The sequence below is a fragment of the Halospina sp. K52047b genome (genome assembly GCF_008709855.1).
In the GTDB taxonomy this organism is placed as follows: domain Bacteria; phylum Pseudomonadota; class Gammaproteobacteria; order Pseudomonadales; family Oleiphilaceae; genus Halospina; species Halospina utahensis_B.
Map to the genome: position 1 here is coordinate 265,747 of NZ_VYJH01000002.1, position 14,990 is coordinate 280,736.

At 62.9% G+C, this 14,990-nt stretch carries 16 protein-coding genes; 6 read left to right on the forward strand and 10 right to left on the reverse strand.

Translation table 11 applies throughout. The features are described from left to right. Positions 1 to 4: 4 nt before the first annotated feature. Complete coding sequence (locus F3089_RS03695; protein ID WP_151439496.1) at positions 5 to 913, forward strand: hypothetical protein; 909 nt, start codon at positions 5 to 7, stop codon at positions 911 to 913. After that, positions 910 to 2,847: a HAMP domain-containing hybrid sensor histidine kinase/response regulator gene (locus F3089_RS03700; RefSeq protein WP_151439497.1), complete on the forward strand. Its 1,938-nt coding sequence runs from the start codon at positions 910 to 912 to the stop codon at positions 2,845 to 2,847. The genes F3089_RS03695 and F3089_RS03700 overlap by 4 nt, the downstream gene beginning before the upstream one ends. 8 nt (positions 2,848 to 2,855) lie before the next feature. Here F3089_RS03700 and gorA read toward each other — a convergent pair whose 3' ends face one another. The 10 genes from gorA to gspE are packed head-to-tail and all read right to left on the reverse strand — an operon-like array spanning position 2,856 to position 11,960. Next, positions 2,856 to 4,220 carry a glutathione-disulfide reductase gene (gene gorA, locus F3089_RS03705; protein ID WP_151439498.1) on the reverse strand — a complete coding sequence of 455 codons (1,365 nt, stop codon included), beginning with the start codon at positions 4,218 to 4,220 and terminating at the stop codon, positions 2,856 to 2,858. A 13-nt stretch (positions 4,221 to 4,233) separates the two neighbouring features. After that, positions 4,234 to 4,752, reverse strand: a complete 519-nt coding sequence (locus tag F3089_RS03710; protein WP_151439499.1) for a type II secretion system protein M — start codon at positions 4,750 to 4,752, stop codon at positions 4,234 to 4,236. 5 nt (positions 4,753 to 4,757) lie between these two features. Then, entirely contained in the window at positions 4,758 to 6,047 is a 1,290-nt protein-coding gene (gspL, locus tag F3089_RS03715; RefSeq protein WP_151439500.1) for a type II secretion system protein GspL, read from the reverse strand. A gap of 34 nt (positions 6,048 to 6,081) precedes the next feature. Then, the gene (gspK, locus tag F3089_RS03720; protein ID WP_151439501.1) at positions 6,082 to 7,134 is read right to left on the reverse strand and encodes a type II secretion system minor pseudopilin GspK; all 1,053 of its coding nucleotides are present in this window, start codon (positions 7,132 to 7,134) and stop codon (positions 6,082 to 6,084) included. Continuing rightward, entirely contained in the window at positions 7,131 to 7,862 is a 732-nt protein-coding gene (gspJ, locus tag F3089_RS03725) for a type II secretion system minor pseudopilin GspJ (RefSeq protein WP_151439502.1), read from the reverse strand. The genes gspK and gspJ overlap by 4 nt, the downstream gene beginning before the upstream one ends. Continuing rightward, a complete protein-coding gene (gene gspI / locus F3089_RS03730) occupies positions 7,859 to 8,248 on the reverse strand; it encodes a type II secretion system minor pseudopilin GspI (protein ID WP_192497265.1) in 390 nt (129 codons plus the stop codon). The genes gspJ and gspI overlap by 4 nt, the downstream gene beginning before the upstream one ends. Further along, positions 8,248 to 8,790, reverse strand: coding sequence for a type II secretion system minor pseudopilin GspH (gspH, locus tag F3089_RS03735; RefSeq protein WP_192497266.1), 543 nt, complete (start codon positions 8,788 to 8,790; stop codon positions 8,248 to 8,250). Before gspH ends, gspI begins: the two co-directional genes overlap by 1 nt. Before the next feature lie 7 nt (positions 8,791 to 8,797). Then, positions 8,798 to 9,235 (reverse strand): type II secretion system major pseudopilin GspG, encoded by a 438-nt coding sequence (gene gspG / locus F3089_RS03740; protein ID WP_192497275.1) that lies wholly within the window; start codon positions 9,233 to 9,235, stop codon positions 8,798 to 8,800. 13 nt (positions 9,236 to 9,248) lie between these two features. Continuing rightward, positions 9,249 to 10,457: a type II secretion system inner membrane protein GspF gene (gene gspF, locus F3089_RS03745; RefSeq protein WP_151439506.1), complete on the reverse strand. Its 1,209-nt coding sequence runs from the start codon at positions 10,455 to 10,457 to the stop codon at positions 9,249 to 9,251. Between the two features lie 3 nt (positions 10,458 to 10,460). Further along, on the reverse strand, positions 10,461 to 11,960 hold the full coding sequence (gene gspE, locus F3089_RS03750; protein WP_151439507.1) for a type II secretion system ATPase GspE: 1,500 nt from the start codon (positions 11,958 to 11,960) through the stop codon (positions 10,461 to 10,463). 96 nt (positions 11,961 to 12,056) lie between these two features. Here gspE and F3089_RS03755 point away from each other — a divergent pair, with 96 nt between their 5' ends. The 4 genes from F3089_RS03755 to F3089_RS03770 all read left to right on the forward strand — a co-directional run bounded on the left by F3089_RS03755 (position 12,057) and on the right by F3089_RS03770 (position 14,990). Next, on the forward strand, positions 12,057 to 12,689 hold the full coding sequence (locus tag F3089_RS03755) for a type II secretion system protein N (protein WP_225741673.1): 633 nt from the start codon (positions 12,057 to 12,059) through the stop codon (positions 12,687 to 12,689). Between the two features lie 16 nt (positions 12,690 to 12,705). After that, a complete protein-coding gene (locus F3089_RS03760) occupies positions 12,706 to 13,338 on the forward strand; it encodes a transglutaminase-like cysteine peptidase (RefSeq protein ID WP_151439509.1) in 633 nt (210 codons plus the stop codon). 80 nt (positions 13,339 to 13,418) lie between these two features. Then, positions 13,419 to 13,802 carry a MerR family transcriptional regulator gene (locus tag F3089_RS03765; RefSeq protein ID WP_095616897.1) on the forward strand — a complete coding sequence of 128 codons (384 nt, stop codon included), beginning with the start codon at positions 13,419 to 13,421 and terminating at the stop codon, positions 13,800 to 13,802. Between the two features lie 24 nt (positions 13,803 to 13,826). Next, positions 13,827 to 14,990: an isovaleryl-CoA dehydrogenase gene (locus F3089_RS03770; RefSeq protein ID WP_151439510.1), complete on the forward strand. Its 1,164-nt coding sequence runs from the start codon at positions 13,827 to 13,829 to the stop codon at positions 14,988 to 14,990.

A 14,990-nucleotide genomic window follows, 5' to 3' on the forward strand; every position in this document is an offset into this window, starting at 1 on the left:
GATTATGGGTAATCAATTCAGGCAGGCAGGGATCGGCGTAGGGAGTCTACTCCTGGCGCTTGCGGCACTGTTGTATCCCGTATCTGCCCTGCCCGATTCACAGCAGACGGTCTATATCGCCCCCGTGGATCACCCTCGATTCCAGCAGGTGCGGCGACTTCTGAGCGACGAAATCAGTGGTGCGGCCGTGCGTGCCTGGTCTCCCGGCAGCGACGCGGGAGAACTGGTTATTACCCTGGATAAGGCAACGCTCTCCGAGATCCGGGCCAATGCACCGCAACAACCCGTCCTGGCTCTTTTCACGTCCTCCGGGGCCATTGACTCGATCATCCAGGACCGGGAGCATTTTTCCGCCATCTATTCGGATCCGCCGTTGCCGCGTCAGGCCCGACTGGGCCAGCTGATCATTCCCCGGGCCGGCACCGTGGCCATCCTGGCCTCCCCCGAACAGGCCGGTGACTATAGCGAACTCCGAAGCAGGCTCACAGCGACCGGTCTGGAATCACGGGTCTTTGTGATTCCCTCACAGGATCAGCTCATCCGCAATCTCGCGCGGGCGCTCAGCTATGGAGACTTCCTTCTGGGGACGCCGGACCCCGCCATCTACAACCGTGAAACCGTCAAGCCGTTGCTGCTGACCAGTTACCGCAGTAACCGGCTCGTTATCGGTCCTTCCAGGGCCTTTGTGGATGCGGGCGCCGTCGCCTCAACCTACACCAGTGCCCGGACCCAGATTCTTGAGGCGGGCAAGTTGATCCGTCACTGGCTGGACCACGGTGAGCTGCGCAGCGCCCGTTATCCGGAGGCCTTCAGTGTGGCGGTCAATAACCAGGTTGCCCGCTCCATGGACCTGCTTGTGCCTTCCGAAGAGGAATTGCACCGGATTCTGGAACGTCAGGAGGTCAAGCCATGAAAGCCGCTCGTTGGACCCTCTATCATCGGCTCCTGTTGCTTGGCATGCTCCCAGCCGTCGCCATGTTCGTGCTGATGCTGCTGTTCTTCACACAGGCACGATTGGAGGATGCCCGCGAGGGCCTTTTCCAGAGCACCCAGCTGACTGCGGACAATCTCGCTCCTGCCGTGGAGTTTCCCCTTATGGCCGGTAACCAGGCGGAACTCAGGGGCATCATCACCCAGACCCTGGAGCGTTCCGCCGCTCACCGCATCGAGGTGGTCAATCGGGACGGACGGATTGTGGCAGAGGTCTCGGAGCAGACGCCGTCGGATACGCCGGTTCACCGGTTCTCAAGCCCAGTGCGCCAGACCGCCATCAACCTTGGGGATGCCACTTCACAGGGCTCGATCAACCCGACAACGAACACAGACTGGAAGAAAAGCAGCGGCCGGCGCCTGGGCGAAATCCGTATTGCGGTTTCGGAGGCCGAGCTGGCGGGCGAGCAGGAGGAGATCCTATGGACGTCCGCCGGTATCGGCCTGATCCTGTTCGCGGCCACCTTCCTGTTCTCGGGCCGCCTCGCCCATCGGTTGAGCCGGCCCATCGAACGCCTGGCGGACACTGTCCAGAAACTGCCTGAGGAGGATCCGGATCTATCCCGGCGTGACACCCGTGTGGCACGGGAACTCCATTCCCTGCAGCAGGCTGTTGAGGCAATGGCCTACCGCCTGCGTTCGGCGGAAGCGGAACGGGAGGTCAGCTTCCGGGAACTGGACCAGGCCAGGGACAAGGCGGAACAGGCCAACCGCGCCAAATCGGATTTTCTCGCGATGATGAGCCATGAGCTGCGCACCCCGCTGCACGGGATTATTGGCATGCTTCAGTTCCTTGAGGAGGAACCACTGAACGCCCACCAGGCGGATTACGTGGTCACTGCCCGCCGCTCCACCGAGGATCTGCTGGTGATCATCAATGATCTTCTGGATTTTTCACGCATCGAACGGGGCAGACTGGAACTTGAGGACGCTCCTTTTGATCTCCGCAGCGTCATTGAGAACTGTTTCGCCTCCTTCCGCCACGATGCCGAGGGCAACCAGCTCACCTATCGGCTGGTATTTGAGGGTGATTGGCAGAAAACACCGGAAGTATTCGGGGATCCGGGCCGTCTGCGGCAGGTTCTGGCACACCTGATCGGCAACGCCATCAAGTTCACCCCCGAGGGTGAGGTGACGGTCAGCGCCACCTGGCGCCTGGACAACGAGTCCGAGGGAACATTGATCTGCCAGGTAAGCGACAGTGGCTCCGGCATTCCCACCGAAAGGCTTGGCGACATGTTCGGAAGTTTCGAGCAGATGGATATCTCGGCCTCACGCGGTAGCGGCGGGACCGGTCTGGGTCTGCCGTTGGTCCAGCGTCTGGTTGAGCTGATGGGCGGGCACGTTGCCGTGGACACCGAGCCGGGATGCGGCAGCCGGTTCCGGTTTGTGATTCCGATGAAAGTCCACGACCGCCTGCCGGGGCTGGATGAAGCAACTGGTGTGTCTGAGTCCACGCCGGCTATTGGAACACGCACACGCGAGGCCCTGGTGGTGGAGGATAACCCCGTCAACCAGCGGGTCGCGGCCCGACAGCTTGAGAACCTTGGTTTTCACGTACGCTGTGCCGCCAGCGGAACGGCCGCCGTGGACGACATCTGTGACAACGGCAACCGGTACGATGTCATCCTGATGGACTGCCAGATGCCGGGGATGGACGGCTGGGAGGCCACGCGGCGCCTGCGTGCCTGTGAACGCCAGGGCCAGGGCCGGCGTACCCCCATCATCGCCATGACGGCGGACGTTTTCGAGGATACCGAGCAGTCCTGCCTTGAAGCCGGCATGGACGCCTACCTGCCCAAGCCGGTTCGGCGTCACGGGCTGCGGGACACGCTGAGGGGGCTGCTCCCCCTCTAGGGACGGTGTCAGTCGCTGACCGGTTCGCGCATGGTCACGAATTCCTCGGCGGAGGTTGGATGGATCCCAACCGTGGCATCGAACACCGCCTTGGTGGCACCGGCTTTCAGCGCCACGGCAATGCCCTGCATCATTTCGCCCGCCTCGGGGCCGACCATGTGCGCGCCCAGAACCCGATCCGTATCCGGGTCCACCACCAGCTTCATCAGCGCCTTTTCCTCGCGCCCGGACAGGGTGTGCTTCATGGGGCGGAAGGACGTGCGGTAGATCGTGACCGAATGGCCGGCCTCGCGGGCCTCCTCTTCGGTCAGGCCCACCGTGCCGATCGGCGGCTGACAGAACACCGCTGTTGGAATATTGGTGTAATCCATGCGCTTGAGCCCGGTGCCATAGAGCTGATCCACCATGACCATGGCCTGCTCGATGGCCACAGGCGTGAGCTGTGGCGTTCCGATCACGTCCCCCAGCGCGTGGATGCCTGGCACGCTGGTGCGGAACTGGTCATCGGTGATGATGGCCCCACCCTCGTCGGTTTCCACGCCAACGGATGCCAGACCGAGACCCTGGGTGCGCGGCACACGGCCGGTTGCGGCCAGGACCAGGCCTGTCCGGTGGGTACTGCCGTCGGTCAGGGTCAGTTCATAGTCCCCGCCGGACGTCGTGATGGATTCAATGTTGGTGTTGAAACGCAGGTCGATCCCCTTGCGGTCCATCTCCTGGGCGACATGATCACGGATGTCACCGTCAAAGCCGCGCAGGAAGCGTTCCCCGCGATAGATGAGCGTGGTCCGTACGCCCAGCCCTGCCAGGATGCCCGCAAACTCCACGGCAATGTAGCCGCCCCCCCAGACCGTTGCGGTCTCAGGAAGACTGTCCAGGTAGAACATGTGGTCGGAGACCAGAGCGTGTTCGCTGCCGGGGATCTCCGGCACAACCGGCTCGCTGCCGGTGGCGATGGTGATCCGTTCTGTTGTTACGGCGGTGCCGTCGACCCTGACTGTTCCGGCATCCTCAATATGCGCTGTGCCCTCGATCAGGGTAACGCCCGCGTTATCGATCAAGCGGCGGTAGATATCGTTGAGACGCCGGATTTCATTCGTCTTGTTGTCCCGCAGTGTGGCCCAGTCGAAACGGATCGCTTCATCCGCCACATCGAACCCATACCCCCTGGCGTCCTCGATGTCCTCACGCACGTGGGCGCCGTAGACGAAGAGCTTTTTCGGCACGCACCCCACATTGACGCAGGTGCCTCCCAGGTCTGCGGACTCCACAATGGCCACGCGCGCTCCTGCCTGGGACGCCATGCGCGCGAGCCGGACACCACCGGATCCGGCTCCGATGACAACAAGATCGTAATCAGGGGTTTTCGACACTCCTACCTCCACGTCAGGGTTCAAGGGTCAGGCGGGCATCCACCAGACCGGGTTTGTCGGTTCTGTCCAGAGAGGCCTGATCCACGGTCAGGCCATACTCACTCTGGAGGTGGCCCAACCACTGGGTCAGGTCCGTGAACGGTACGGCCTCAAGCCAGAGCCGCATGGCATCATCACCGCTGGGTTCAAAGCGCTGCAGCGGGAGCCCGGAACGGTCCGCGGAATCCGTAACGGTCTTGAGCAGGTCCGCATCACCGAGTGAGCCGCCCTGCCCGGTTTCATTCACCTGCGAAATGCGCTCCAGGGCCTGCTCCCGGGAACTGATCCAGGCGACCCGTTCGCGGGACTGCTGCATGCGCTCGTAGCCCTCGCTGCGGAACTCAACAATGGGCTGCCAGACCCCGAGATACAGGATGGCCGCAGCCAGCGCGGTGACCATGATCTGCAGGGCGCGTCTGTCACGGTGGCTCAGTTGATCATACTGGGCAATCGCGGCGCGCACCGCCGGGATCTTCCGGATTGTCTCAAGCATCTGGCTCAACCTCCCTGTCTGACCGTGAGCCGGGCTTCGGTGCCGTCGTCACTGTTCACCACGGAGCCGATCCGGGCACTGAATCCGGAGCCACTGAGTCCATTGCGCATGGCGTCGAGCTGGGCAAAGCTCTCGCCTCGAAGCTCAATGCGGAGCTCGCCCCGGCTGCGGCTGAACTGGATGGTGTCAAAGCGCAGACTCTCCGGATCATCCAGGCCCTGGTACTGTTGCCCAGTGGCTCGCAGCATCGCCAGGAAATCGCCTCCGGAGCCTCCGTCACGGGCCGCGCGGATTTTGCCCTCGGCCACGCGTCTCAGGTTGCCGGCATGGGTGCCGCTTTCGTCGGGAAAATACTCGCGATAGATTGCGACCGCCTGCTCATCAAACCGTTGCGCCTGGTTCCGGTAATAGATGCCCTCCGCGAGCATGAAGCCTAGCTGGGCGACAATACCAATTGCCGCCACAATGGCCACAGGCCGCCAGCGTCTCAGGGGGGAATGCCCGCTGGACTCGGGAGCGTAATCCCCCTGGCACAGGTTGATCGCTTCCGCATGTCCGGCTACCAGGCTTTCCACCATCAGGTGCAATGGAAGCTGTTCCAGGGTTTCCACGTGGATCAGGGCGTCCGGGTGCTGTTCCAGTGAGGCCAGGGCCATCCGGTGTTGCTCCGCCGCCTGCGGTGTCACCAGAACGCGTGCGCTCGGTGGTGCCTCGGTGCCGTTGGCCTCAATGAGCGAATCCAGGAATACGGACAGGCCCTCGACAGGCACCTCGTACCAGCCACTGTCGTGTTCCTGGATCAGCGCCTGGCTGCCTTCAACGAGGATGGTCCACTGGTGCTGGCCGGCCGGCAGGAGCATCGCGTCCGCGTGGATGGCGCGCACCGGGTAACCGAAAGTGTCAAACCAGGCCGCATAGGCATCCATCCGCCCACGGTCGATCGCGGCCACCTGCCACTCATTGCGCTTCTGGGTACCCAGGGCGAGATGGACTGAATCAATGTCCTGCGCCAGCTGCTCCTCCACCGCGAAGGGCAGTGCCTGGCGGATCATGCGTTTCTGGCGGCCGGGAATACGGGCGGCACAGGGGGTGACATCCAGTGTCGGGATGATGCCGATGACTTCTGCCGCTTCCACTCCGATCGCTTCGAGCCGGGCTTCCAGGTTCTCCCGTGAGTCGCCCTGCCCCTCGCCGCCGAAATGGCCGGAGGCATCCAGCAGCACCCAGTCAAAAACATCGGCATCGGAACCTTCACCGGCTCCGGCACCTGCCCTTATGTAGAGTTGATAGGCCATATTATCCGTCTTCTCTGACCCTGTTCGCAGGCGCCTACTCGGACGCCTGAACCTGTTCCTTCGTGATCAGCTGGGTTCTGCCGGTATCCCGTGACAGAATCCGTATCGTGCCATTGCGTGTGCGCTGGGCCATCGAAACCAGCCGATACACTGTACCACTGACACTGACCCTTGCGGCGATCTCGAAGAAGTCCGTGCTCACCCCGAGCCCATCCGGTTCCAGCCCGAGACCCGCGAACTCCGGCAGCGCCAGGAACTCCTCCACGCTTTCAGCCGGAGATTCCCGCAGCGTCTCCCGGATGCTCTCCGCCTGCCCCTGGCTGATGCGGTCGTGCAGCGAGCGTAGCACGGCCGTGGAGGCAAAGTTGACGTTGAGCGTGCCATCCCGGTTCGGCAGCGCCGTGATGTGCGGCCGCAGGCGCTGGTAGGCTGCTTCGCTCATGCCATCCAGGAGCCGCACTTCGGTCACGCTGACGAACGGCTGATCACCGGCCCGGTAGGGGGGATCGAGGAGCATGTAATCGCTGTCCTCCGCACCGCCGGCACCACTGCGCTGGTCGTCCGCATCCACCCAGTCCACAAAGGTTGCCGGCCTGACATTCCGGATCTCCAGAACGCGCAGCAGCCGTTCCAGCCGGTTGCGCTGGCGTTCATTCACGGTCCCGTCCACCTCCGTCAGGGCATTGAGGTTGAGCCGGCCCCGCAGGTCGTTGATCTGGGCCTCGATGACGCCCTTTTCCACCGGTAGAGCCAGTGCGGCCCGTGCCCAGTCCTCACCGGGATGATCCACTTCCCGGCGGGTGGCCGTTCCCTCCTGTTCGCCGTCAGTGCCCTGGTCACCCTCCTGGTTTTCCTCGGGGGTATTGCCACCCCCCTTCAGGTCCCTTGCCAGGAACTGGCGGGCAAAGGCCTCTGCCCCAAGTGCCAGGCTGCGGGCATCATTCTGGGCCAGGTAGGTGGTGGCGCCACGAATCATCACGCTCTGGCGCGTCAGCATGCCGGAGGCGAGGATCGAGCCCAGCGCAAAGGCCATCAGGACAATGATCAGCGCAACCCCCTGCTGGCGTGTGAAACGGCGGGATCTCATTCGCCCTCCCCTCCGTTCCCACTGTTCCCGCTGTCTCCGTCAGCCTGTCTGCGCCGGTCCGGAACCTGTGCGCCCATCGCCATGGGTTCACCCAGCGCGACGACCCGCCGCAGGGTGCCAAAGCGATCATGCTCGATGACCACTTCCACGGCACGTGGCATGGGCATCCTCAGTACCTCTGTGCCCTCGGCATCGGCAAATCCGCTGCTGTCGCCGCTGTCACCCGGCCACTGGCTGAGCCACTGGCCATTACTGTCGCGGAACTGCACCTCCACGGATTCCACATTTCCGAGCAGCTCCTGCTCGCGGCTGCGCGTGCCCTGGGCCCGGTCCAGCACCGGCCAGTAGCGGCGGATCAGGCGCTCCTCCAGTTCGTCGTATTCCCAGGCTACGCGCTGGAGCTCACTGCGTTTGTCTCCCAGCGGGTTCCGCCAGCCCTGGCGTGTCAGTTCAAGTTCGGAGTCGTTGATTCGGCTGGTAAGAGCAGGCAGCCGTTCGCCGTAGGCATCCTTCACCGGGCGTTTGACCGCCTGCAGCAGATCCCGCTCCAGAAGTGAGACGGTTTGCTGTACGTCCCGGAAAGCCCCTGAGACCCTTTCGATGCCTTCGCGGGAATTCATCAGGGTGTTCATGACCTGCCATACCCCCAGCGAGATCATGCTGGTGATGAACACAGCAATAAGAACCTCCAGCAGCGTGAAGCCCTTTTCCGTATCCGTTCCGCTCATCGGTTACGCTGCCCCAGAAAGCCCGTGAAAACCAGCTGCTGCACGGGATCACCATTCGGGGTGACCCGGTAAAGGGTCATCTCAACCCGCCGTATTGCCGGATCCTCGGTGGCGCTGACCACCGTCTCGATTTCCCATTCGTGGCCCCCGAACGCCACCTCATCATCGGACTCACCGGTCGCGGGTATCTGATCCTGGAGGCGCATCTCCGTGAGGCGATTCTGGGCGATCCAGGAGGCCATGGTCTGGCTTTCAATGCGCCGGTAATTGGACATGTAGCCGGAGGCGACCTGCTGCAGTGTGGCTGCCAGCAGGCCGAAGATCATCAGCGCGATCATCACCTCCATGAGCGTGAAGCCACGCGCGCGGGCCGGCATGACAGGCATTACAGGCGCTCCCTGTAGTCCTGATCGCCAGGCTGGAGCCATTCCACCCCGGTGGCGCCGTCACTGGTCAGAAGCTGGGCACTTCCATCATCGGCGCCTTCCCACCAGAGGTAGAGGTCAAAGGCGGTGGACTCGCCGGAGGAGAAAAACACCAGGTCCGGTTCCGGCTGGTCTTCCTCCTGGGTTTCCAGGGCATCCGCCTCACCGCCATCGGTGATCAGCTCCAGCTCAACCCACTCGGGCATGCTGGCTCCGGTGAGACCGCCACGCGGAAGCGGGGTCCACTGGGCCTGGTCGCGATCCAGCTGGACAAACCCATAGCCGTCGTCCCGGAATCGCACACCGATCTCCCGGTTGGTCATGACAGCCTGCTCTGAAGCCGCCTGCATCCTGAGATAGAGGCTGCGCGTCATCTCCTCGAGTTCCCGCCGTTCGCCGCCGCCGCCAATGCTGAGCCCGACCAGGCTGATCAGAAGACCAACCACAACGAGCACCACCATCAGCTCGATGAGCGTGAACCCTGCTGAGCGCCAGCGCCCCATTCCGGGGTTACTCTTCCACGTCCCAGACGCTGATGTCCGCATTCACGCCTTCGCCGCCCTCGCGGCCGTCCGCACCATAGGAATACAGATCGTAGGGCCCTTCGGAGCCCGGCTGGACATACTGGTATTCATTGCCCCAAGGGTCCTTAGGGATGGCGTTCATGTAGCCCTCCGGGTTCCAGTTCGAGGGCTCGGGGGAACCAGTGGGCTTCTCAACCAGTGCCTCGAGCCCCTGTTCCGTGGAGGGATAATGGCTGTTGTCCAGCCGGTACAGGTCCAGGGCACTGCTGATGTTGCGCAGCTGTGCCTCGGCGGCCGTCACGCGGGCCTCATCTCCCCGGCCCATGATATTCGGCGCCACCAGCGCCACCAGCAGCCCGAGGATCACCATTACAACCATGATCTCAATCAGCGTGAAACCGCCACTGCGATTTGCATGTTTCATTGTCATCAACGTCTCAACCCATCAGTTGGCTCATATTCATGATTGGCAGCATGATCGCCAGCACGATGATCAGTACCACCCCACCCATTACCAGCAGCATCAGCGGCTCGAACAGCCCCACCAGTGCGGAGATCTTGCCCTGGAGGTCATTCTCCTGGTGTGTGGCCGTGCGTTCCAGCATTTGGTCCAGTTCGCCACTGGCCTCGCCACTGCCAATCATATGGATCATCATCGGGGGGAAATACCCGGTGTTCTCCAGGGCATTTTTAAGCGACCCACCCTCGCTCACGGACTGGGTCGCTTCCCGGATCCGTTCCTTCAGGTACTCATTGGACAACACTTCACCGGCGATACGCATTGCCTCCACCAACGGAACGCCGCTGGCTGTGAGGATGCTCACAGTACTGGCGAAGCGCGCGGTGTTGAGGCCACGGATGAGACGGGAGATGAAGGGAATATGGAGAAGCTGCCGGTGGACTCTGAGCCGGAAGGAGGGGCGACGCAGTGCAAGCCGGAACCCGATGCCCGCGGCAACCAGCAACAGCAACAGCAGCCAGCCCCAGTCCACAAAGAAGCTGCTCACGACCAACAGCCCTTCGGTCAGCGCCGGCAGCTCCTGGCCACTGCGCACGAAGACCTCGATGATGTCCGGCACGACATAGGTCAGCAGAAAGATCACGATGGCGATGGCCACGAACGTCAGAATCACCGGGTAGATGGCCGCGAGCTGGATCTTCTGGCGGGCCTCCTGGCGGGCTTCGGTGTAGTCCGCCAGACGGTTCAGTACGAGGTCCATGTGCCCGGCGTGCTCGCCTGCGGCGACGGTAGCGCGGTAGAGATGGGGAAAGGCTGAAGGAAACTCGCTCAGGCTGCCTGCCAGGGTATGGCCTTCCAGAACCTTGGCGCGGATGGCCAGCATCATGCTCTTGATGCGCGGTCTTTCGGATTGGTTGGCAATGGCTGACAGGGCCTGCTCCACCGGAATCCCGGACTGGATCAGGGTTGCGAGCTGGCGTGTCACCAGCGCCAGATCCGCCGCGGACAGCCCCCGGCCCAGTGTGAATCCAGAGCGCTGCTGGCGTTCACGGGTCGGTGATACCTCCAGCGGTGCCCAGCCACGGTCCCGCAGCTGCTGGCGAACAGCGCGCGCACTGTCGGCTTCCAGAACGCCCTTCTTCTGCTTGCCGCGCGTGTCGAGAGCCCTGAATTCAAATGCCGCCATGGATCATCCCCGGTGCGTCACCCGCAGCACTTCCTCCACCGTGGTGGTGCCGTCCAGGATCTTGGAGACACCATCCGCGTGGATGCTCGGGCCACGTTCGCGCGCCGCCTGCTCGAGCGCCTGCTCAGCGGCCCGGTCATGGATCAGGGTCCGCAGGCCCTCGTCGACGCCAATGACCTCGTAGATGCCCATACGGCCCCGGTAACCCAGCTGGTTGCAGGCGTCACAGCCGCCGTGGTGATAGATGGTGGGCGGATTGTCGGGATCGGCGCCCAAAAAGCGGCATTCGGTGGCATCCGGCGTATAGGGTTCCCGGCACTCCGGGCACAGCACCCGCACCAGGCGCTGGGCGACAATGCCGGCCAGACTGGAAGAGATGAGGAAGGGCTCGACACCCATGTCGATCAGGCGTGTGATGGCGCCGGTGGCGGTGTTGGTGTGCAGTGTGGAGAGCACCAGGTGACCGGTCAGACTGGCCTGGACCGCAATCTCCGCAGTCTCCAGGTCCCGGATCTCCCCGATCATCACCACGTCCGGGTCCTGGCGCAGGATGGCCCGCAGCCCCCGGGCAAAAGTCATCTCCATCTTCGGGTTCACCTGGGTCTGGCCGATGCCGGGCAGGTTGTACTCAATCGGATCCTCAACGGTCAGGATGTTGCGCGACCGGTCGTTGATCTCGGTGAGTGCACCATAGAGTGTTGTGGTCTTACCCGAGCCGGTTGGCCCGGTCACCAGCAGAATGCCATAGGGGCGGTTGACCAGATCCTTGAGCAGGCTTAGGTCGCGCTCCGCCATGCCAATGGAATCCAGCTCCAGAAGCCCCGCCTCCTTGTCCAGAAGCCGCAGCACTACGCGCTCGCCGTTGGATGACGGCATGGTGGACACACGGATGTCCACTTCGCGCCCGGCCACGCGCAGCGAGATGCGTCCGTCCTGGGGGACCCGCTTCTCCGCGATGTCCAGCCGCGCCATGACCTTGATGCGCGAGACCAGCAGTGGCGCCAGGGCTCGCTTGGGCTGCACCACCTCTCTCAGGACCCCGTCCACCCGGAAGCGGACAACCAGGCGTTTCTCGTAGGTTTCGATGTGGATGTCCGAAGCGCCGCTCTTGATGGCCTCGGTCAGAATGGCGTTGATCAGGCGGATGACCGGGGCATCATCCTCCTGCTCCATCAGATCCTCGGTTTCGGGAACCGATTCCGCCAGGCTGGCGAGGTCCATGTCCTCGCCGATGCCCTCAACCATCTGCATGGCTTCCTCGGAATCGTTCTGGTAGGCGCGGGTCAACGCCTCATCAAACGCCTCGGCTTCCATTTCACGGATGCGGGCACGGCCGCGGCTCAGGCGCGTAGCCTCGGCAATGGCCCGCGCCGAGGCACCAGGGCGCACCAGAAGCTCCAGTTCGCCCTGCTCGTCCGGTGTCAGCACAACGCCATTGCGTCGGGCAAAACTGAAGGGCAGTCTGGCCTCCGTGGTGCGGGTCTCGTTCAGGGTTTCGCCCATGTCGCAAACCGTGCGCTGTTGGTTTGTGGTTACGTTAGTATCCCGGGATAATGAAGGCAACCGTCATTCCCGGTCACCGGAAAGGGCTGATTGTCCATGGAAAAACGCATCAATGCCATGCCCCTGATCACAGCAGCAGTGCTCGCTGTGTCAATCGCGGCCGTAATCGGCTGGCAGGGACTGCGCATGGAGGACCGGGTTTCCGAGATGCCGCAGACCGCGACCGGGGAGAACACCCCCGGCAACAGCAGCAGTAGTGGTGATGGTGAAGCGCCAGAACTTGCGGATCTGGCCTTTTTCGGAACGCCGGGCGAACAGGCCACTGAGTCGGTTGAACGTGCGGAAACCCTTCCCGAAACCAACCTACAGCTTATGCTGCGGGGCGTGATGGCCGGCGACACGGAAAAACGCGACAGCGCCCTGGTGGAGGGGCCCGACGGCAAGACCGAGGTCTACCGCGTCGGGGACGCCCTGCCCGGCAATGCGAGCCTGCGCGAGGTGCGTCAGCGCCGTATCGTCATTGAGCGTGCTGGTGCCCTGGAAACCCTGACCTTCCCAGAGAGCCAGGGGGGAAAGCTGGCGCTTAACGGCAATCAGCGGTCATCGGCCGGCGACAGCAGCAGTGATGCGGCGGACGATGCAGCCACGGACACCTCGACGCCCAGTGAGCGCTCCAGTTCGGATGTCCGGAGCCGGCTGGAAGAACTCCGCGAACGCCTGAGCAACTGACCGGGTAAGGCCGCCCATGCGCCTGGCTGTATTAACGGTGTTGCTGATCGCAGGCCTGGCCCATGGCATTGACCTTGGACAGGACCTGCTTGCGTACGTCGAGCGCCAGTTCGGCGGTGACGCCCGCGCCCGGCTGACGGCCTGGGAGCAGCTCGTGGCCGAGCACGAGGGTGCCAGCGAAGCGCGCCAGATGCAGGTGGTGAACCGCTTCTTCAACCAGCGTGATTTCGTTACCGACCAGTCGCACTGGGGGCGCCAGGACTACTGGGCCACGCCGGTTGAGTTCCTGGCCACCAATGCCGGTGACTGCGAGGAATTCGCCAATGCCAAGTACATGACCCTGCGTGCCATGGGGGTGCCCGAAGAACACCTCCGTATCACCTATGTGGACGCGCTCCACCTGGAACAGGCACACATGGTGTTGGCCTGGTACCCCGAACCCGGCGCTGAGCCCATGATTCTCGATAACCTGGTGGATCAAATCCAGCCCGCATCGCGGCGCCAGGACCTCAAGCCCGTCTACAGTTTCAACGGCACAGACCTCTGGCTCAGCCGGGACGAACGCTCGGACCGTCGTGTCGGCAGCGCCGACGAAGTCGAACAGTGGCGTCATCTCCGTAACCGTATGCTCAACGTCACGGGTAATTGATTCCCTCCTTTCCGTGTCATCCAATTGCGGCTTCCACGTGCTTTACGTTAACGTCAACGTAAGACGTAATGGAGGCCGGCATGAACGCTGAAACCCAGACCACCCATACCATCAGCGACCTGGCGCGGGATTTCGACATCACCACCCGCACCATCCGTTTCTATGAAGAAGCCGGCCTTCTGGAGCCAAGGCGCGAGGGTCAACAACGGATCTACACGGACGCGGACAGGGTCAAGCTGAAACTGATCCTGCGGGGTAAACGCCTTGGCTTCAGCCTGGCGGAATCCCGGGACATCATCGAGATGTACGATCCCTCCTCCGGCAATGAGCGGCAACTCAATGCGTTACTGAGCAAAATTCGGGAACGACGTGAACAGTTGAACGACCAGATGCGTGAGCTCCAGCTCATGCAGGTGGAGCTTGATGAAGCGGAACAGCGCTGTCTCGATGCCATGAATCACTGAACAACAACAAAGCGGAGCCTCTCCATGACCTACCCCGGCCTCAATTTCAACCTCGATGACACAACGGCGATGCTCCAGGACCAGGTTCGCCAGTTCGCTCAGGGCGAGATCGCACCGCGCGCGGCGGCCATCGACAGTGACAATACCTTCCCTCGCGATCTCTGGCCCCAGATGGGCGATATGGGCCTGCTGGGCATGACGGTCCCGGAAGACGACAACGGCACTGGCATGGGCTACCTGGCTCACGTCATCGCCATGGAGGAAATCAGCCGCGCCTCCGGCTCCGTGGGCCTGAGTTACGGGGCCCATTCCAATCTCTGCGTGAATCAGATCGCTCGCAACGGCAATCCGGCACAGAGGTCGAAATACCTTCCGAAACTGATGACCGGCGAGCACGTGGGCGCACTGGCCATGAGCGAGCCCAATGCCGGCTCGGATGTGGTCAGCATGAAGCTGCGGGCCACCCGCGACGGTAACGGGTTCCGCCTCAATGGCAGCAAGATGTGGATCACCAACGGCCCGGACGCGGACGTCTATGTGATCTACGCCAAGACCGATCCCGAGAAAGAAGCCCGTGGCATCACCGCCTTCCTGGTGGAACACGACACTCCCGGCTTCAGCCAGGGCCCCAAGCTGGACAAGCTGGGCATGCGTGGTTCCAATACCTCGGAGCTGATCTTCGAGGACGCCTGGGTCCCGGAAGAGAACATTCTGGGCGCAGAGAACAACGGCGCCCGCGTGCTCATGTCCGGTCTCGATTACGAGCGCGTGGTTCTGGCCGGCGGCCCCGTAGGGATCATGCAGGCGTGCCTGGACCTGGTGCTGCCGTACGTGCACGACCGCAAACAGTTCGGCCAGGCCATCGGCGAGTTCCAGCTGATCCAGGCCAAAGTGGCGGACATGTACACCGAGCTCAACGTCTGCCGCTCCTACCTGTATACCGTGGCCGCCGCGTGCGACCGGGGCGAAACCAGCCGCAAGGACGCTGCGGGGGCGATCCTCTACTGCTCCGAGAAAGCCACCAGAATGGCGCTTGAGGCTATCCAGATCCTGGGCGGCAACGGCTATATCAACGAATACCCCGCCGGGCGGCTGCTCCGTGATGCCAAGCTCTACGAGATCGGGGCCGGCACCCAGGAGATCCGGCGCATGCTGATCGGGCGGGAACTGTTCAAGGAAACGGAGTAA